Source organism: Embleya hyalina, assembly GCF_003967355.1.
Classification (GTDB): Bacteria; Actinomycetota; Actinomycetes; order Streptomycetales; family Streptomycetaceae; genus Embleya; species Embleya hyalina.
Genome location: NZ_BIFH01000037.1, coordinates 85,055 through 104,138, shown reverse-complemented (window position 1 = coordinate 104,138; position 19,084 = coordinate 85,055). Strand labels below are relative to the sequence as shown.

The window sequence follows — 19,084 nt, the reverse complement described above, 5'->3', positions numbered from 1 at the left end:
GCTCAGGATGACCACCGCACCGCGTACCCCGGGTCCCGACCGCGCCTTCGTGCCCTTCGTGCTGCCCGACACCGTCGACGCGCTGCCGCACCGGCCCTTCGTCTTCGGCCGCGCCGCCCGGGACCGGGCCCGGGCGGCGGTACGCGCGGAGCCGGACGAGCTGTTCCGCCTGCTGCTGCGCGACCAGGAGTCGGAGTCGACGCTCCTGGTCGCCCGCCACGTGCTGGACGCGTTCCTGACCGACGCGGGCCGCCCCGGGCCCGGCGACCCGACGGGTGGCATCGACGCCGAGGCCGATGTCCTCGCCGGGGCGATCGCCGCCGACGTGCGGGCCGCCCGGGCCGAGGCGGCCGAGGTCCTGGAGGCGCTGATCCGATCGGGTCCGAACGCCCGCGCGGACGCCCTGCGCGGGCGCGCGCCGCTGGCACTGGCGGCCGGTTGCTGGCTGGACACGCTCTCCCAGCCCGCGACCCAGCCGTCCGTCGTGGTCAACCGGCTCTTCGCGCACCACCTGACGCTGCGCGGCGGCGGCAACCCCGAGCGCGGCCAGGCCCGGTCGCGCCGGCGCGCGCTGGAGGACGCGGGTGTGCTCCTGCCGGAGATCGCCGCCGCCGACTTCGCGGACCGGGCCCGCACACGCCCGCTCACCGCCCTGCACGCCGCCTTCTACCTGGCCCTGTCCCGGCTGCCGGCCAACTTCCTGCCCGAGGTCTCGGGCGTGCACTACGCCTTCCTCGCGCTCGGCGTGGACGACCTGCTCGCCGACACCGCACCGCTGCTGCCGGAGCCGGCCCTGCGCGAAGTGCTGGCCGAGCACCTGGCCGTGGCCGGACCGGCCGCGCGCCGCCGGTTGTACACGGCCGTGCGGCTGACCCTGGAGCTGGAGCGGGAGCACGTCGCGATGCTCGCCGAACACGCGGCCTGGCGCGCCGGCCGCACCCTGGAGTCGCGGGTCGCCGCGATCATCGCGCGCCACGCCCCGCTGGCCGGCCGCCAACACGGCGGCACCCGGGTCGGCGGCCGGGCGCTGACGGACGTCTTCGGCGCGGCCCGGATCGACCTCGTGGGATTCCTCACCGATCTGCGCGAGTCCGGATATCTGCGCGGGCCCGGCAACGGCGACTGCCGACTCCTGGACGCGATGCGCTTCGGCGGGCCGATGTTCGGGATCTTCGACGAGCACGAGGCGGCCACGTTCCGGGCGTGGGCGGTGAGCGTACAGGCGGGCGAGCGGCCCACCGTCGAGATCTCCGCCGAGACCGCCGGCGACGCGGCCGCCGAGCGCCGACGCGCCGCGATCATCCGCAGCGCCCCGGCCGACGTGGTGATCGCCGAGGCCGAACCCCGCGACCACCGCGAGCTGTTCCACCACCTGGTGAACATCGAGAACTTCGCCAACACGCTGCCGATCGCCGCCGAACGGGCCGAACGATGCTTCCGGGACGCGGAGATCCTGTTCGTACACGGGGCCGGCGGCCGGTACACCGACGCGACCTGGTTCGACTACAGCCCGCGGGCCCTGTACGAGCGGGCCGAGCGGGTCTACTGGGACAAGCTGGTCGACCCCTACGAACCGCTGCGCGAGATCCCGGACCGCGACGAGGTGTTGTTCCGGCAGTCCACCTACTACCTCACCTACCTCATCGACGGCGCGTGGCTGCACCGCCTCGGCAACCTCGGGCACGACGAGCGCGAGACCGACGCCATGCTGTTCGCGATCTACGCCGACGAGATGGGCAACGGCGACCTGCGCAAGAACCACATCACACTGACCCACCGGGTATTGGCCAGCGCGGGCATCGAACTGCCGCACATTCGCGACGAGGCGTTCGTCGAGCAGGACGAACTTCCGGACGACCTCTACGGGTTCGCGATCCAGCAGCTGTGCATGTGCCTGTTCCCCGATCGTTTCCACAACGAGATCCTGGGCTACAACCTGGCGATCGAGATGTTCGGCTCCGGCGAGATGCGGCTGCACGAGATACAGAAGTTGCGCCACCACGGCATCGACGACTGCTACGAACAGGCCCACCTGACCATCGACAACTTCTCCGCCGGGCACGCCAAACAGGCCGCCGACATCATCGTCGGATTCCTCGACCGGGTGCGGCGCACCGCGGGCGAGGCGGCGGTGGCCGAGCAGTGGCGCCGGGTCTGGCGCGGCTACGCCTCCTTCGCGTACTTTCTCGAACAGCCCATGCTCAAGCGCATATCCGCCACCGGCGATCCGGTCGCCGGAGCCGAGGGCGCGCCCGCCGACACCGCGCCCCGCGACACCGCGGACCCCGATACCCCGTCCCCCGATCCTTCCGCCCCCGGCGCGGCCGACGACCTGGCCGACCTGGTCATCTGAGTCGGCCCGCCCCCGCGCGACCACGAACCGGAAACCGGAGGACAGCACATGGCCGATCCCCGCCCGCGCACGACCGATGTCGGGATCACGATGCGGCACGAGACGCGCGAGAGCGAGCGGCGCGCGCCGATCGTGCCGGCCGACGCCGCGCGGCTCGTCGCGCACGGCATCACGGTCACCGTCGAGCACTCGCCGCAGCGCGTGTTCCCGATCGGGGACTACCTCGACGCCGGTTGCGTGGCCGCCGACGCCGGGAGCTGGCGCGCCGCGCCAGCCGCGGAGTTCGTCGTGGGCCTGAAGGAACTCCCCGACGAGCCGCCCGCGTTGCGGCACCGGCACGTGTTCTTCGGCCACGCGTACAAGGGCCAGCGCGACGCCCGGGCGCTGCTGCGGCGCTTCACGGCGGGCGCCGGCGCGCTGCTCGACCTGGAATACCTCACCGACGCGGACGGTCGGCGGCTGGCCGCTTTCGGCTACTGGGCCGGATATGTGGGCGCCGCGCTCGCGGTGCTCCGGCATCGGGGCCGGCTCGATCCGCCGCTGCGCCCGCGCCCGAAGGAGGACCTGGACCGGGTGTTGCGCGAGACGTCGAGCGGCGCGCGGCCGAGGGTGCTGGTCATCGGGGCGCTGGGCCGGTGCGGGCGCGGCGCGCGCGACGCGCTGGCGGTCGCCGGAATCGAGCCGACCTGCTGGGACGTGGCCGAGACCAGGTCGCTGGATCACGCGGCCCTGCTCGATCACGACATCCTCGTCAACGCCGTGCTGGTGACCGCGCCGACCCCGCCGTTCGTGACCCTCGCGTCGCTCCGGTCCGGGCCTCGGCGACTGTCCCTGATCGTGGACGTCACCTGTGATGTCACGTCCCGGAACAATGTGTTGCCCGTCTACGACGACATCACCGATTGGCGCGAACCGGTCCGCGCGTTGACCGATGTCGGTGACCCGCTAGGGGTGATCGCCATCGACAACCTGCCGTCGCTGCTTCCCGGCGAGGCCAGTACCGCCTTCTCCGCCGAACTGACGCCCCATCTACTGACCCTGGGAGAACCGGGTCAACCCTGGCAGCGCTGCCTGCGGGTCTTCCGCGAGGCATGCGAGGCGAACGGCCTGGAAACGGAGAACGTCCATGTCTGACGCGATACCCGCCGGCGGAACCGTGCACTGGATCGGCACCGGCCTGTCCACCGGCAGCGGGGTGCGGGTGGTGGCCGACCGGGCCGAGCGGCTGCTGGTCTGGGGCCGTACCGACACCAAGGCCGAGCGGTGCCTGGCCCGGTTGGACCTGACCGGTCGCGCCGCCGCCCGCGCGTACGATCTCGACCGGTTGAGCGCGGAGTTGCACAAGGGCGACATCGTCGTGTCGATGTTGCCCGCGAGCGAACACCCCGCGCTGCTGCGGTTGTGTATCGAGCGCGACGCCCACTTCGCGTGCAGCAGTTACGTGTCCGAGGAGATCGTCACCGAGGCGCCGGCCGCGACGAAGGCCGGTCTGGTCGTGCTGACCGAGGCGGGCCTGGACCCGGGCATCGACCATCTGTTCGCCGACCTGCTGGTGGCCAGGGGCCGCGAGGTCGTCGGCGACGGCCCGGCGACCGTCGAGTTCACCTCGTACTGCGGCGGAGTCCCCGCCGAATCCAACGAGTTCCGCTACCGCTTCAGCTGGGCGCCGCGCGGGGTGTTGAACGCGCTGCGCGCGCCGGCCCGCTACCTCGACGGCGACGTCGAGCAGGTGGTCGACCTCCCGTGGACGGCGACGCGCGCGCTCGTGCTCGACGGCGAGACGTTCGAGGCGTACCCCAACCGCGACAGCCTCCCCTACCTCACCCAGTACGCGTTCCCGACCGACTGGCGGGCCCGCGTGTTCGTCCGGGGCACGCTGCGCCTGGACGGCTGGTCGCGGGCGTGGGAGGACGTGTTCACCACCGTGCGCACCGGCGACGGCGACCGCATCGCCGCCCTCGCCGACGAACTCGCCGCCCGGTATCCGACCACCGACGCCGACCGGGACCGCGTCGTCCTCGCCGTCGCGCTCGACATCGAGGGCGCGAACGGCACCGGCTGGCGCGGCGAATACGTCCTGGACACGGTCGGCGACGCCGAGGAGAGCGCGATGGCGCGGTGCGTGTCCCTGCCGCTGGCGTACGGGATCACCGAGATCCTCGCCGGACGGGTGCCCGCGGGCCTGCGCCAGGCCGCCCAGGGTGCCGAGGACGCCCGCCGGTGGCTGGAGTTCCTGAGCACGAACGGCGTCGAGCCGCGCTTCGACGAGCGGCACCGGACGGCCTGAGCGCCGCAGCACCGCAGCACCGCTCGTCGCCGCGATCCACTCGGCACCTCGCTCCGGCCCGTCCCGCACCATCCGGCCCGCCCGAACCACCCGGACCACCCGAACCGCCCGATCCAGGAGGACACGGAACCATGACCCAGGCACCGTTCGAGTCGCGGGAATCGGCCGACCGGCCCCAGGCGTTCATCCTGACCGGCTCGTTTCCCGTGATCCGCCGCAATCCGCTCTACCTGACCGAACTCTCCGGGCGTGGGCTCAAGATCCTGGTCATCACCGCGGAGTCCTACCGCGCGCAGGCGACGGAGGCCATGGCCGACACCTCCAACCCCGCCGCGCAGATCACCGAAATCGCCTATGTCACCGGCGACTTCACCGTGCAGGGCGCGTTCGTCGCGGGCGCGATCGCGCGCACCTCGGCCTGGCGCGAGGCGTACACCATCGTGGGCGCCTACGCGGTGGGCGACTACCTCGCCGAGCCGACCGGCCTGCTCGCCGACGGGCTCGGCGTGCGTTCGCCCGGGCTGCGCGCCAGCCGCGCCTGCCGCAGCAAGTACCTCCAGCGCTGGTACGCCCCGGGCCTGGGCCCGGCGTCGCTGACCATTCCCGCCGGCGAGCGCGAGCGGGTCGACCTGGACGCGGTGCGTTTCCCGGCCGTGGTCAAACCCGCCTCGCGCGCGTCCAGTTCCGGCGTCGAGACGGTGGCGGACGTGGCGGGGCTGCGCGCGAGATTGGCGACGTACCCCGACCACGAGGTCGTCCTCGTCGAGGAGAAGGTGTCGGGCCCGGAGTTCTCCGTGGAGAGCCTGATCCAGGACGGCGAGGTGGTCTTCGCCTCGGTGACCGACAAGGTCACCACCGACAGCCACACGCACACCTTCGTGGAGATGGCGCACAGCGTGCCGAGCGTGCGCGAGGACCTGCGCGCGGCGCTCCTGGGCGCCAACCGGGAACTGGTGGCGGCGCTCGCGTTCGAGCACGGCATCGCCCACTCCGAGTGGCGGGTCGGCGACGACGGTCGCCCGCGCCTGATCGAGGTGGCGGCGCGCACCCCCGGCGACGGGCTGCTGACGCTGTATCAACTGGCCACCGGACGACCGCTGGAGCCGGAGATCCTGCGCGTCGCGCTCGGCGAACCGGCGAACTACCCCCGGCCGTACCGCTATGCCCGCCAGGTCTACCTGGAGCACCGGCCCGGCACGCTGGAGGATGTGGTCCTCGACTGGCCGGACGTGCGGCCGGAGTGGATCGGCGCCAGCGGTGTGTGGCCCGACATCAAGCCCGGCGGGCCGGGCGAGGAACCGACGCTGCGGGCCGTGCTGGTCCTGCGCGAGCGCGGCGCGGCGCTGACCCCGCTCGCCGACTCCGACGACCGGTCCGTCACGTTCTTCATCGACGCCCCGACGCCCGACGGGCTCGATGCCCTGGAGCGGCGCGTGCGGGCCGCCATCCGCGTCGTCGTCGGCTGACCGACATGGTCGACGTCGCCCGCGACAAGGGCCACGACAGCGACGAGGCGACCGTGGTGGCCACCTTCCGGCAGGCCTCGCTCCCGGCGAAGACGCTGCTCACCGGGGCGTTCATCAACCGCCTCGGGGCCTTCCTGAACATCTTCCTGGTGTTGTTCCTGACCTCGCGGGACTACTCGGACGCGCAGGCGGCGTTCGCGCTGGGCGTGTACGGCGGCGGCGCGATCGTGGGGGTGCTGCTCGGCGGGGCGCTGTCGATCCGGCTCGGCGCGCGCAACGCGAGCGTGGTGAGCATGGTCGGCGCGAGCGTGCCGCTGGCGGCCATCCTGTACCTGCCCTCGTTCGGGCTGATCCTGGTCGCGGTGGCGCTGGTCAGCATGGCCGGGCAGTTGTACCGTCCGGCGTCGGCCACCCTGCTGTCCGACCTCACCCCGGCGAACCGCCAGGTGATGATCTTCGCGATGTACCGGTTCGGGCTGAACCTCGGCGTCACCGTCGCGCCGCTGTTCGGGTTCGCGCTGTACAACCTGGCCGGGCACAGCTACGCCCTGGTCTTCTGGGTCGAGGCGGCGGTCGCGCTGTGCTACGCGGCCCTCGCGTGGGTGACGCTGCCGCCGCGATCCGCCGAGCCGGGCGCGGCCGGCGACACGAACCCGGAGGCCGGCGAGGAGGGCGAGCGGGTCGGGCGCGGCGGGTATCGGGCCATGATCCGCGATCGACGCTACATGTTGTACCTGACCGCGATCTTCTTCTTCGGGGTCGTCTACGTGCAGTACCTGTCCACGCTGCCGCTCGACGTCAAGGACAGCGGCGTGGCGATCTTCTGGTACACCCTGGCCGTGTCGCTGAACGGCTTCATCGTCATCGCGTTCGAACTGTTGATGACCAAGTACGCGCAGGCGTGGTCGCAACGGCTCACCATGGCGTGGGCGCTGGTCCTGGTGGGCGTCGGCGTGGGCGTGTACGGCCTGCCGCTGGGCCCGGCCGTGATCCTGCTCGGCACGCTGATCTGGTCCGTCGGCGAGATCCTGGGCGGGCCGGCGACCACGGCCTATCCGGTGGTGGCCGGGCCGGCGCGGCTCAAGAGCCACTACATCGCCGGCTTCCACTTCGCCTGGAGCCTGGGCGCGGCGGTCGGACCGGTCGTGGGCGGGTGGCTGTTCATCCGGTTCGGACACGGGGTGTGGCCCGTACTGACCGTGGGCTCGGCGTTGTCGATCGTGCTGGTGCTGGTCTCGGTACGGGACCGGCCACCCACGACACCACCGACCCCGACCGACACCGACCCCACCGACACCCCAACCCGCGCAACCGCCGGCCCGGCCTGAGCGCGTGGGCGGGCCGGGTCCGGGTCCGCCCGCAGGAAGTCGGCGGCGTGCGCCAACGTCCATCGCTCCGGGACGTCGGCGGTGAGTCCGACGACCAGCGGCGCCAACGCGTCGAGCGCCGGGATCCCGGGGGCCGCGGCGCCGACGATCGCCGCGATCCGCTCGCCGGTCGACCGCGCCGGCGCGTCTTCCGTGGCGAGGACCGGGCGCGGGCGGCGCGGACCCGCTCACGGTGAGGTATTCGGGCGCGCCGAACCCACGAGTACCGATCACGGGCGCGCGACCGTCGCGGCACCGCGCCCTCCAGGTCCACGAGCACGGGCCGGCCCTGCGGCGTGATCATCATGTTGCTCGGCTTGAAGTCCCGTAGCACCAACGATTCCTCGTGGACGCGTACCACCAACCGCACCAGCTCGCGGGCCAGTTGCCACGCGACCGGGACCGGGATCCGGCCGTCGTCGCCGTGCCGGCGCTCCAACCGGTCCGTGGTCCACCGCTGGAGCGTGTCGCCGTCGATCAGGTCCTCGACGAGGAAGACGTGCCCACCCTGCTCGAACACCTCGCGCACCGCCGGCACGATCCCGCCGGGCGCGAGTCGTTCGAGCTCCTTCGCCTCGTAACGAAGCCAGTCCCGGGCGTCACGCCCGTCCGGCCCGGAAGCCACGTGCGGACGGGCCTCCTTGATCAGCACGTCCTCGCCGGCGCGCTCGTCCCGGGCCCGGTACACACCGCCCCGGTTGGAGTGGTTGATCGCCTCCCGGACCCGGTAGCGGTCCGCGAGCCGCGAACCAGGCCTCGCGTCGGTCCGGTACGAACGTGCCGTCGGGCGCCTGGAGGCGACCCTCGTAGAAGCCCTCGTCGGTCAACTCCCGGGGGTGGGCGAAGCAGCCGAACCGGTAGTGGACCGGGCTGCCCGGCCGATACCGCCGATCGGAGAGTATGGCCGGCCCCGGCAGCCCCTCGGTCGCCGCATGCAACTTGGCGTTGAGCATGGCCAGTTGCTCATCGTCGGCCGGATAGGCGGTGATGAACGTGCCGGACATCGCCCGCACCGCCCGCACCGCGTTCAGCTCGGCGGCGGCCTTCGGCGTCACCGCGAACTTGAACGCACAGCCGTGCGCGACCAACACCCGCGCCGCGTTCTCCAACACCCGAGGCGCGGATCGAACCGTCGACGACAGATGCAACTTCCAACCCTGCCGCCGCCGAATGTGCTTGGGCGGCGCCACCATGCACCAGGGATCCCCGGGCCACAACCGCCACGCTCCGGTGTCGTCCACCTCCGCCAAAACCTGCGCGACCGCCAACGGAAGTGCCACCGCACATCCCCCCGAACCACTCACCCGAGTCACTCAGTGACACCTCGAACCACGTTCCCGAACCCACGCACCACTCGGGGGCGCCCCTCGTGGCCGGCCGACCACGTCCACCGTTGCGCCGAACCATCAGATGACATCGCCACGTCACCGGCCGGCCAGCCGCCGCAGCTCGGACCACCCGGCCCGTCGAACCGCCCCGAGCCGAAGAAGTCGCGGCAGGACGGGAAAAGTTGCCCTTGCCGATCGGGCCCGCCGAGGTGACCGCCGTACACCCGCCCCATCGCGCGTCGGACCAGAACTTCGGGTTCCGGCCGACGGCGGCACGAGGAGGGGAGCGCCCCGGAGCCGTTCGAATCTCGGTGGCTCCGCTGCCGTGAGCGAGGCACAATCCGCAGGGAACCTGAGCTGATGGGAGCCGACTTGGACGTGTTCGGGTGTGTCGGGTGCGGAACAGTGTTGACGGCGCCGGTATCCCGGGTCGCCCTCCCCGTCCACACCCACCACGGGGCGTGGGAGGAACTTCATCCTCCGCTGATGGAGCCCTCGACGTATGCCGTCGACCCCCAACCCACCGGACCGCCCTGGCGGTTGTGGGAGGAGGTCGGGGAGGACACGGCTGCCCGGCAAGGCGTCTACGCGCCGGTGTACGCGGTCTCGTTCGGCGCGCGGGACAGGATCGTCATCGCTCCCGGGGACTCCCGGTCCATGACCCTGATCGTCGAGAAGTGCGAGGGCTACTGCCGGGGGGTGGACGGCCGGGCCGGCCCCAACCTGGCCTGCGTGGAGTGCGGGCGGGCTGCGGCGACCCGCGTCGACGACTGTGGATCGTGGCAGACGGTCTGGTTGGAGCCCGACGCGGTCGTACGCCGTCCCTCGGGGCGCCCGGCCGGCCCGGCTCCCGACTGGGACGACCTGGAACGCGCCGAACACCGTGTCCCACCCGTCGAACCCGACGGGTCGTGGAGCCGCCGCTGGGAGGCGGCGGTCGGGGTCGCACTGGCCCACCTCGTGGCGGCCACGGAGGGCCGGCCGGTGACCCTCCCCGCCGGCCCGGTCGCCGAACTGCTGGGCCACGCCGTCGAGCGGTACCTCCCGGACGGGCCCGGCGCCCGGTCCGTGGGGTTGGCCGGCCCGGGAATCCGCCTGCCGCATCCCCGGCCCGACGTCCTGCTCGTCCCCCGCCACCCCCTCACGGGTGCGCCCTGGCGCCCGCTCGGCGACGAGGGCGTCGTGGTGCCGATGGATGGCGGGGTCTGGGGATACCTCGCGCACCACCCGGGCGAGACGTCGCCGATGCCCGCGACCGGGGTGCTCCCGGAGGGCGTCCTGCGCGACGACTACCCGCTGCCGCCACACCCTTGGCAGTCACTGACGCCCCATTCCGGTGCGTTCGCGTACACCCTGGTCAGATTGCCCGCCATACGCGCTCCTCGGCTGCGCGGGTATCGCACCACATTTCGCTGAAGGGTGTCCGAGAAGAGTCATTCGGAGAAGCCGGCTTGGGTCGGCTCGGGGGTGTGGGTTTCCGGGAGGGATCGGGCGGGCCGCGTCGTGGGTCAGGGCTTTTGGCGGGCCAGGGTGTAGAGCTTGGCGGTCAGCGTGGCTGCCTCGTCCGGGGAGATGCCCTCGCCGCCCGTCTTCATTTCCGTCAAGACGGCGACGTCGACGCCGCCGAGGGTTGCGTAGTCGGCCCAGGCACAGACCGGGAACCGGAAATCGGCAGGGGCCTTCGCGGCCCCGTCGCCCTTGCCGTGGGTGAACTGCATGACCTGGCACTTCATCAGCGCGCCCTCGAAGCCGGCGGGCTTGACGGTCTTGGCGCCTCCGATGGGCTGTATGTCGGTCCCCGGCGCCTTCCCGGCGCCCTTCATGCCTTTGTTGCCGACGTTGGCCAGGTAGGCGTCGAGTGCCTTGGCGGGGTCGGTGATCTCGCCGTGGAAACCGTGGAAGTTCAGCCGAGTGCCGCCCAGCCTCGCCCGGTTGTCGGGGTCGGGATTGGGCGCGTTGTAGACGCCGGACACCGTTTGGGCGTTCTTCACCCCGAGGTCCTCGGCCTCCTTCGCGTCGGGCGTGGTGCCGGTGCTCGACTTCGTGTAGGCGTCGATCGACTCCGGGACGACGAGCTTGTAACCCTTGGTGCCGGCGGCGACCGCACCGCCGGTCACGGAACCACCGCCCGGGGCACCGGTGGTCGCGCCCACAGTGCTGCCCGGATCGAGCGCCTTCGCATCGTCCTTCTTGTCGCCCGACCCGCCGCACGCGGCGGTCATCACGAGGAGGGGTGGTATGACGGCGGCAGCGAAGCGGGCACGAAACGGCATGAAGAATGGTTCCTTCCGGGAGGCTCGTCCCCGACGGGAACATCCGCCAAGCGACGTGACAGGCCGTCAGGCTGCCGCAGCACAACCACCCGAGTCATGGGGATCCCCCTCACGCGGCCCACCGACGCGAGGGCCGAGGACGCACACTCGCGGCGCCCAACGCGATCGCCGCGACGCACCGTTCGAAGGCGGCGGCGCCGAAGACGAGGGCCGGCCCCCGGGTACCTTCGAGTCCCGCACGGCGACCGTCCCCGACAGCGGGGCGGCCTCCACGCAGTTCGTGTTGTTCGCCGTGTAACTGCTGGTACGCCAAGGCGCGTTCACCAACATCGATGCGTCGGCTGCGGCATATCCCATGAGACGTGCTCGGTCGGTGTGGGTAACCGAGCCCGGCTCCGGATCATTGTGTGGCTGTCGACAGGATCCAACGCCGCATCTCGCAAGTCCAGGAACAGCCCGCGCAGACGGCGATTCTCCAGTGGCGTCGTGATGACCGCCATGGACAGGGCCGATTCCGTGAAGCCCGGCCTACCCGGTCTCCCTTGCCGGGCCCGGCGAGCCGGTCCCGTGGGCGTGGTGCGAAGCGGGGATGGCCTGCTACCGCACCACGCTCATCCGTGCCTTCGCGACGCGCGGCGCGCGGAACTGCCCGGGCGGACGCGGCATCGACGGCGGACCGCGCCGGTTCCGGACGACGGGGTGGGGTGATCCGCTAGTTCTCCCGCGCCTTCGTCGCCGCCACCCGGGCCTCGATCTCCTCGCGTACCGGGCGGTAGCGTTCCTCGGCCGCGCGCATGCGGGCCACGCAGCGCTCCCACGAGCGGCGGGAGCGGGCCCGCCGGTTCGGGAACCACGAGTAGCGCCACAGTCGCACCGTGGCGGTGTCGGCCATGAAGCGTGGCTTCGTACGCATGCCGTGCTCCCAGCGCACGTCGGACTGGGCGTCCAGCAACTCCTTCTCGAAGTCGTGCGCGGCCAGCGTCCACCGGTGCTCCTCGTCCGGGGTGGCCTCCACCTCGGGACGCCTGGGCGCGGGGATCGTGGTGATCTCGTAGCGCACGAACTCGAGTCCGTCGGGTACCTCCACCCACGACATCGTGTCCCACGGCTTCGGCGTGAGCGAGAACGTAAGCGCACTCAGGATCACGGTCGGTACTCCCTCGCCGAACAGACGTTTGCGCCCAGCGTAGTACCGGGTCGCGACCCGGGCATCGGCCGACGACACACCGCACGCCTCACAGGTGTAGCACGATGCCGCGCCGTGCCGCGAACTCGTCGAAGCGGTGCGGCGCGAGCGTGGCGGACACCGCCTCCGGGGTGTGTCCGGACGGATTGTGGAAGGTGACCGCGTCGTCCCGCCGACCGGTGACCAGGACGAGGTGACCGCCGCGCCCCGGTGCCGGTCGCTCGGGGCGGCGAATCTCCCGATGCACGGACGCCATCACCAGGCGGCCCCGGTCGAGTTCGTCGGCGAGCCGGTCCGGCCCCAGCTCGGTGACCACCTCCGCCCGCAACCCGTGCGCCTCCCGCACGTACTCGACGAACGGCCGGTAGTAGAGACCGTCGACCCCGCCGTCCTCGCGACGCACATACCCGCCGTGCGCCGCGCAGCCGACCATCAGCTCGTACAACGAAGGCGCCTCGCCGTCGCGCGCGAACAGCGCCATCCGCAGGCAGGCCATCCCGCACCACCGCCCGGCCCAGTAGCCGTAGGCGGCCCGATCCGGCGCCCCGCTCTCCGCCCAGGCGTCGTCGTCGCCCGGCGGACGACCGGCGTAGACGATCGCGTCGATCAGACCCGGGCTCGCGTACTGGGTGATCGCGGGTATCGGATGACGCGTGTGTCGAAGGAACACAGGGAATCCTTCCGGCTACCGGCCGGCCTCCGCCAGGAGGATCCGGGCCAGTTCGTGCGGTTGGGAGTACATCGGCCAGTGGCCCGTATCCATCTCGACCAGCCGCCACCGTTCGCTCGTCAGCAGCTTCGCCACGGCGTCGCTCGGTTCCGGGCCGTCGAGGAGGCACTTGAGGTAGGTCGTCGGGATGTCACCCAACGACCCCGCCAACTCGGCCCGTTCGGTCAGGGTGTCACCGGGATGCGGCGTCGCGTCGGCCACGAGTCGGGCGATCTGCCCGTCGGTGAGGCCCTGTCCGGCGAACTCCGCCGCCGGCGGCACCGCCCAGAAGCCGTCGGCGGCGACGATCGCGGCGGTGATCGCCGCCTCGCCGGACCAGAAGCCGGACGCGAACGACTCGCCGTGGACGGCGACGTTCGCATCGACCAGGACCATCCTTCGCAGCCGGTCGCCGATCCGCTCGGCAGCCCGACCCACCGGGATGCCCGAGTAGCTGTGTCCGACCAGGACCACATCGCGCAGGTCCCGCCCCTCGACCTCGTCCACGATGTCCCGGACGTGCGTACGCCGCCCCGCCGGCGCGCCCCGCTTCTCGGCCAGGCCGGAAAGCGTCAACGGATACGCTCCGTGCCCCGCGGCTCGCAGGTCCGGCACCACCTCGTCCCACGCGGGGGACCCCAACCACGCACCTGCGACCAACACGAAATCCGTCATCGCGGCACGCTATCCGATCACCCCGACACCACCCGGAACGGCGTCACCCGCCGGTCCCGGTCCGGGGACCGGGCGGCGGGTGACAGGCGGCGGGCGCGCTCGGGCGCACGCCCCTCACAGCCGTAGGTGGGCCGGGTCGTAGGCGTCGGCCATCGCGCGGACGCCCGCGTCGTTGAGGTGCAGGTGGTCGCCGCTGTCGAGATCGGCCCGGATGAAGTCCGGGGCGTCGGGGTCCCGGACCGCGGCGGCCACGTCGACGACCGCGTCGAAGACGTCCGAGGTACGGATCCAGTCGTTCACCCGACGGCGTTCCGCCCGCCCCTGGGCGCTGTCCACGCCCGGGTAGATGGTGCCGCCGTACGGGCCCATCGTGGCGCCGATGGAGGTCAGCCCGGCCGCGCGGGCCTGCGCCGCCAGCGCGATGAAGCCCTCGATCAGGTCCGCCGCGCGGGCCGGCGGCTTCCCGGACATGCCCGGCAGGCCCAGGTCGTTGAGGCCGAAGTGGAAGAGCACGTGGGTGACGCCCGGCACGGACAGCACATCACGTTCGAACCGCGCGAGCCCGTGCAACCCGACCTCGTCGGTGAGCAGCCGGTTGCCGCCGAGCCCCTGGTTGACCACCCAGCCCCGGGCCAGTCGCCGGTTCAGCTGGTTCGGGAAGCGTAGGTTGGCCCCGACGGTGGTGCCACCGCCGCCGAACCAGGAGTCCCCGAACGCCACGGCGATCGCGGTGCCCTCGGGGGCCAGGACGTCGACCCCGGCCACGTAGTACCGCCCGTCGATCTCCTCCGCGTCGTCGAACGCGGCCCGCCCCGAGGCGTTGCCGGCGACCAGGTAGGCATTCTGGGAAGGGGTGTGCGCGTAGGTCGCCAGGCCGGTGTCCTCCGGGAAGTACAGGGTCAGCGCCAGGTCGGTGCCGGCCTCGGTGGCGAACTCGACCGGGTCGCTCCGGATCCGGGCGCCGACCGGGATGGTCACCTCGGCCGCCCCGTCGAACCGCAGTACGGCCTCCCCCGCCGGATCCACGGGACCGCCCGCGCCGGCCGAGCCGACCCGCGCCGCCCCGATCACCAGGGGCTCCCTGCCGTATTCGTTGCTCAGCAACACCCGCAACGTGGTGCCGCCGCCGTCCATGTGCAGGATCTGTCGCAGTGTCTGGTCACGGAAGGCGCGTGAGGGCTGGATCCGGATCTCCTCGTACCCGCCGAGCACGGCGGAGCGGAAGCCCGCGACCCAGGTGGTGGCGGGGGCGGAAGCGGGGGCGGGGGCGGCGGTCGTGTCGACGCTGATCATGATCGGTGAACTCCTTGACGGATGAGGGTGGTCGATGGGCCGGACGAGGGGTGGTCGTGCGCTCGGGCGAGCCCGATCAGGCCCGCGCCGTCCGGCTCCCCCGCAGGACCGCCACGGCGACCGCGGCGACCGCGAACAGCGCCGCCGCGGCGTGGAAGGCGAAGACGTAGCCGTCGGTGGCGGCCTGCTCCGGGGACGGGCCGGCGCCGGTGTGCGCGTCGGCGAGCGAGGCGAACAGGGCCATGCCGATGGTCGGGCCCATCAGCATCGAGGTGTTGAACGCACCGCCGGCCAACGCGGCGTCCCCGGCCGACACGCCCCGCGTCGCGCCGACCACCGCCGAGGCAGCGGTCAGTGCGATCCCGACGGGAAGGACGAGCATTCCCGACAACGGCGCGCCGACGTAGGCGGATTCCGCGTCGATCCGGCCGAACAGCAGGAACGCGATCGCCATCGTGATCAGGCCGAGGGACGCGGTCCGCCGGGCGCCGAGCCGGGCCACGATCGCCACGCCGGCGGCGCTGACTACGATCAGCGCGAGGGTGTACGGGACGAAGCCCAGCGCGGAGCGCAACGCGGACCAGCCGAGCACCCGCTGGAAGTACAGCGACATCAGGAACGCCGCCGACGATCCGGCGATCGGCGCGAGCATGCCGGTGGCCAGCGCGCCGACCCGACGCCCCGAGGCCAGGAAGCGCAGCGGCATCAGCGGCGCGGCGATCCGGTTCTCGGCCACCCCGAAGCCGAGCAGGAGCACGAGTCCGGCGCCGATCGGGAGCAGTACGGCGACGGTGAGCCAGCCGTGTGTGCCGACGGCCACCAGGCCCAGGCTGAGCAGCGCGACGCCGCCGGTGACGAGGGCGGCGCCGAGTACGTCCACCCGGCCGCGCGTCGGCGTCGGGCCCGCCGGCAGGTATCGCCCGGACAGGACCGCGACCACCAGGCCGACCAGTGCGAGGGCGACGAAGGACCAGCGCCAGGAGGCCCAGGTGGCGGTGGCACCGGCGAGTTGCATGCCCAACGCGGCGCCGACGCCGGAGAGTCCGCCCCACGCGGCCATCGCGCGCCGTCGGGTGGCCTCGACCGGGAACACGTCCCCGACCAGGGCCATCGCGGCGGGCGCGGCCACCGCGGCACCGGCGCCCTGGAGCAGCCGGATGGTGATCAGCGAGCCCCCGCCGGGGACGAGCGCGCCGGCCAGCGAGGCGACGGCGAACAGGGCGATGCCGGCCCGGAAGGCGTTGCGTCGGCCGTACCGGTCGGCCATCCGGCCGCCGAGCAGGAGCAGGCCGCTGAAGGCGAGGGTGTAGGCGGCGCCGGTCCAGACCAGGCCGGAGGCGCCGAGGCCGAGGTCGGCGGCGATGTCGGGGCCGGCGGCCGAGGTGATGGTGACCGAGGTGTTGAGGACGGCCTGTACGGCGGCCAGCAGGGCGAAGGCGGCGCCGGTCCGGGTGGCCGCGGTGGTCGTCGCCGGTGTGCCGGTTGCCGTGGGCGCCGGTGTACCGGGCGTCGTCGGGACCGCGGCGGTGGCGGCGGTCGCGACCCTTGTCGCCGATGCCGCCTTCGGCCTCGTGGCCGTGTCGTGGTTCATCTGCCGACCCCTTCCAGGTGTCCGCCGTTCGATGAACCAAACCATACAGTGCAGTTCATATGAACTCAACAGTGCAGTTCAGTTGAACCAACCCGTACGGTTCAGAATTGATTAGACTGAGTAACGATCAAGCGTTCAGGCGCCGTGCCGAACGCACGCGACGACCAACGGAGGAGCCGACCGTGTGGGCAGCCGAGCAGACCCCCAAGCGCATCCCCTCGGGTGACCGCGCGGCACGCAAGCGCGCGGCGATCCTGAAGGCGGCGACCGACGCCTTCCTGCGCGACGGCTACGGGGTGGGCATGGACACCATCGCCGCCGAGGCCGGCGTCGCGAAGGTGACCGTCTACAACCACTTCGGCAGCAAGGAGGCCCTGTTCATCGCGATCGTCGGCGACATGCTCGATCGGGCACTGGTCGACTCCATGCACCTGATCGAGGAGCGCCTGGGCTCCTCCACCGACGTACGAGCCGACCTGATCGCCATCTGCGAGGCATGGGTGGCCGGCCACGCCACCCCGGAGGTGCTCGCGCTGCACAACGTGGTGCTGGGCTCGATGCCCCGCCTGCCCGAACTGGGCCGCACCTGGCAGGAACTGGGCCCGGACCGCTTCCACGTGGTGGTCCGCACCGCGCTCACCAGGCTGGTCGAACGCGGCGAACTCGCCATCGACGACGTGCCCTTGGCCGCGATCCAGCTGTCCGGCCTGGTGCTGATGCCGCACATCGCGTACGGCTCCACGGGCGCCGCGCCCGACGCGGACCTGACGTCCCGTCTGATCACCGGCGGCGTGGACATGTTCCTGGCCCGATACCGCCCCCGGACCCGCCCGGACGCCGGCTAGTCGGTCCCCCTGCCCGCACACACCCACACACCCACACACCGTGCAAGGCGCGGACCCGCCGGGCGCCACGAAGCAATCTTCCGGAATGTCCGCTTACTTTACGTGAATTCCCTCTAAAGTCGGCCAGGCAACCTTTTGGAAGGGATTCACCTTGAAACTCCGCAATGCTGCCGGCGCCGCCGTGGCCGCGCTGGCACTGGTCCTGTCGCTGCCCGGAACATCCGTGGCCGCCGAGGGCCGGTTCCACTACAAGTACGTCGACACGTCGGGCCGGGAACATCAGGTCACCCTGCACGACCCGCGCAGCGGCGTGTGCATCGACCTGTACGGCGTCGGTTCGGACGACGTCCCGCCCGGCTACGGCCCGCACAACGAGACCGATTCCCGGGTCACCGTCTACCGGGGGGCCGACTGCACGGGCGCCGAGTGGCGCCTGAAGCCGCACGGCAAGCCCACCCGTGACGACCTCGAGGTGCGCTCGGTGCTCTTCGACGTCGCCGACTGACCCGAGCCCGCGTCCCGCCGACGGCCTCCGTCGCATCCGCCGTCCCGCGTCGGTCGAGCCGGCGACACGGGGTGCGATCGACGACGAAGGGGGCGAAACGACGCACGACGACGCGCGTCCGGGGCCGGCGTGCGGCCGGGTCGAGTCCCGCCGGTGGATCGGGCGTCCGCGCCCGGGCGGGGGGACGAGGGTTCACCGGAGGACTGGCTCGGGTTCGAGCCGGACGTGGCCGACGGGCTCCGGGAACCGGCGGTCGGCACCGACGTGGTGCCGACCCGGCTCGACCGGGCGGACCGGGACGTGCTGTCCGTGCACCCGCGCGGCGACGCCCGCACGCGCGTGCGGGGCGTGTTCGACGCCCGCTCGCCGGACCGGCCCAACCCCATCGGGTCGCACCGCGTACACATCACCACGATCGACGGCCCGCGGATGGGTGGCCGCGACCTCGAAGCGCTCGACGGCACCCCGATCGTGGACGTCGAACCGGTATCGGGGGCATCGGCGAGCCCCGGCCGACGACGTTGCCGCCGCCGGCCCGGGGATTCGACGTCAGCCGAGGATCTTGACCGCCTGGTAGTAGGTCCAGGCCGTGCTGTTGCAGGTCGCCCGGGCCACGGCGCCGTACGGGGCGCAGACCCGCTTGAGGTCCTCGTACAGCGCGCTGTCCAGGCGGGCCTTGTTGGCGGCGAAGGTGCCCGCCGCCTTGTAGTTGCGGTAGCCGAAGTCGTGCCGGGCACACGAGTTCTGGAACGGGAAGCCCAAGGGGTTGTCGGGCGACCCGCTGCAGTAGTCGGTGGACCAGTCGAAGTTGTAGGCGGCCCAGTTGCCCTGGTTCTGCCGGGCGGACCACCAGGCGTTGTAGCTGGCGGCGCTGGTCTGGGTCCAACCGGAGAGTACCTGCGGCTTGTCCGCCGGAGCGGCCTGGACCGGCGTGGCCACGCCGACTCCGACGCCGATCGTCATCGCGGTGGCGGCAAGTGCCATGGACAGTCGACGCATCGAATACCTCCAGGATGCCGACGCTCCCGGTGTGGAGTGCCGTGGGCAGGGGATGCAGGTGGTACGGCCGAGCTCCGAACTCACAGACTCCCCACGACCGGTCGGCGACGCGAGACGCGATCCGAGGACGCGGGAGCGGAAGCCATCCCACCGGACGATCGCGCCGGCCGTCCAGACTTCGGCGGACTTCGGATGACAATTCATCCT

The 19,084-nt window shown here is 72.2% G+C and carries 17 protein-coding genes and 2 pseudogenes; 9 read left to right on the top strand and 10 right to left on the bottom strand.

The genetic code is table 11. The features are described from left to right. Positions 1-7 precede the first annotated feature (7 nt). From EMA17_RS38800 to EMA17_RS38780, 5 genes are all read left to right on the top strand, one after another. The gene (locus tag EMA17_RS38800; protein ID WP_126641912.1) at positions 8-2,353 is read left to right on the top strand and encodes an iron-containing redox enzyme family protein; all 2,346 of its coding nucleotides are present in this window, start codon (positions 8-10) and stop codon (positions 2,351-2,353) included. A 48-nt stretch (positions 2,354-2,401) separates the two neighbouring features. After that, on the top strand, positions 2,402-3,487 hold the full coding sequence (locus EMA17_RS38795) for a saccharopine dehydrogenase (RefSeq protein WP_218043217.1): 1,086 nt from the start codon (positions 2,402-2,404) through the stop codon (positions 3,485-3,487). After that, positions 3,480-4,640 carry a saccharopine dehydrogenase family protein gene (locus EMA17_RS38790; RefSeq protein WP_126641911.1) on the top strand — a complete coding sequence of 387 codons (1,161 nt, stop codon included), beginning with the start codon at positions 3,480-3,482 and terminating at the stop codon, positions 4,638-4,640. Before EMA17_RS38795 ends, EMA17_RS38790 begins: the two co-directional genes overlap by 8 nt. Before the next feature lie 131 nt (positions 4,641-4,771). After that, positions 4,772-6,106: an ATP-grasp domain-containing protein gene (locus tag EMA17_RS38785; protein ID WP_126641910.1), complete on the top strand. Its 1,335-nt coding sequence runs from the start codon at positions 4,772-4,774 to the stop codon at positions 6,104-6,106. Between the two features lie 5 nt (positions 6,107-6,111). Further along, complete coding sequence (locus tag EMA17_RS38780) at positions 6,112-7,434, top strand: MFS transporter (RefSeq protein ID WP_126641909.1); 1,323 nt, start codon at positions 6,112-6,114, stop codon at positions 7,432-7,434. A 364-nt stretch (positions 7,435-7,798) separates the two neighbouring features. Here the strand turns inward: EMA17_RS38780 and EMA17_RS54700 are convergent. Continuing rightward, positions 7,799-8,125: pseudogene (locus tag EMA17_RS54700) on the bottom strand (class IV lanthionine synthetase LanL); the annotation flags it as partial. Continuing rightward, positions 8,073-8,753, bottom strand: coding sequence for a class III lanthionine synthetase LanKC N-terminal domain-containing protein (locus EMA17_RS54695; protein ID WP_246127180.1), 681 nt, complete (start codon positions 8,751-8,753; stop codon positions 8,073-8,075). The gene EMA17_RS54695 and the pseudogene EMA17_RS54700, both read right to left, overlap by 53 nt. Before the next feature lie 534 nt (positions 8,754-9,287). Between EMA17_RS54695 and EMA17_RS38770 the strand changes: the two genes are divergently transcribed. After that, positions 9,288-10,217: a hypothetical protein gene (locus tag EMA17_RS38770; protein ID WP_371863110.1), complete on the top strand. Its 930-nt coding sequence runs from the start codon at positions 9,288-9,290 to the stop codon at positions 10,215-10,217. Between the two features lie 92 nt (positions 10,218-10,309). Here the strand turns inward: EMA17_RS38770 and EMA17_RS38765 are convergent, their stop codons facing one another. From EMA17_RS38765 to EMA17_RS38735, 7 genes are all read right to left on the bottom strand, one after another. Continuing rightward, complete coding sequence (locus EMA17_RS38765; RefSeq protein WP_126641908.1) at positions 10,310-11,074, bottom strand: hypothetical protein; 765 nt, start codon at positions 11,072-11,074, stop codon at positions 10,310-10,312. Between the two features lie 66 nt (positions 11,075-11,140). Beyond that, positions 11,141-11,404, bottom strand: coding sequence for a DUF397 domain-containing protein (locus EMA17_RS38760; RefSeq protein ID WP_246127188.1), 264 nt, complete (start codon positions 11,402-11,404; stop codon positions 11,141-11,143). Positions 11,405-11,786: 382 nt separating this feature from the next. Beyond that, positions 11,787-12,221, bottom strand: coding sequence for a hypothetical protein (locus tag EMA17_RS38755; protein WP_126641907.1), 435 nt, complete (start codon positions 12,219-12,221; stop codon positions 11,787-11,789). 88 nt (positions 12,222-12,309) lie between these two features. Then, positions 12,310-12,930 (bottom strand): cysteine peptidase family C39 domain-containing protein, encoded by a 621-nt coding sequence (locus EMA17_RS38750; protein WP_126641906.1) that lies wholly within the window; start codon positions 12,928-12,930, stop codon positions 12,310-12,312. A 15-nt stretch (positions 12,931-12,945) separates the two neighbouring features. Further along, positions 12,946-13,644: an alpha/beta fold hydrolase gene (locus tag EMA17_RS38745; protein WP_126641905.1), complete on the bottom strand. Its 699-nt coding sequence runs from the start codon at positions 13,642-13,644 to the stop codon at positions 12,946-12,948. Positions 13,645-13,758: 114 nt separating this feature from the next. Next, a complete protein-coding gene (locus EMA17_RS38740; protein WP_126641904.1) occupies positions 13,759-14,937 on the bottom strand; it encodes a GDSL-type esterase/lipase family protein in 1,179 nt (392 codons plus the stop codon). A 76-nt stretch (positions 14,938-15,013) separates the two neighbouring features. Beyond that, positions 15,014-16,528 (bottom strand): MFS transporter, encoded by a 1,515-nt coding sequence (locus tag EMA17_RS38735; RefSeq protein WP_160161721.1) that lies wholly within the window; start codon positions 16,526-16,528, stop codon positions 15,014-15,016. Positions 16,529-16,710: 182 nt separating this feature from the next. Between EMA17_RS38735 and EMA17_RS38730 the strand changes: the two genes are divergently transcribed. From EMA17_RS38730 to EMA17_RS55855, 3 genes and pseudogenes are all read left to right on the top strand, one after another. After that, positions 16,711-17,373, top strand: coding sequence for a TetR/AcrR family transcriptional regulator (locus EMA17_RS38730; RefSeq protein WP_126641902.1), 663 nt, complete (start codon positions 16,711-16,713; stop codon positions 17,371-17,373). A gap of 151 nt (positions 17,374-17,524) precedes the next feature. Beyond that, positions 17,525-17,878, top strand: coding sequence for a hypothetical protein (locus EMA17_RS38725; protein ID WP_126641901.1), 354 nt, complete (start codon positions 17,525-17,527; stop codon positions 17,876-17,878). A gap of 129 nt (positions 17,879-18,007) precedes the next feature. Then, a pseudogene (locus EMA17_RS55855) lies at positions 18,008-18,307 on the top strand (TrmO family methyltransferase domain-containing protein); the annotation flags it as partial. A 120-nt stretch (positions 18,308-18,427) separates the two neighbouring features. Here EMA17_RS55855 and EMA17_RS38715 read toward each other — a convergent pair. Further along, a complete protein-coding gene (locus EMA17_RS38715) occupies positions 18,428-18,877 on the bottom strand; it encodes a phospholipase (RefSeq protein WP_126641900.1) in 450 nt (149 codons plus the stop codon). Between the last annotated feature and the right edge of the window lie 207 nt (positions 18,878-19,084).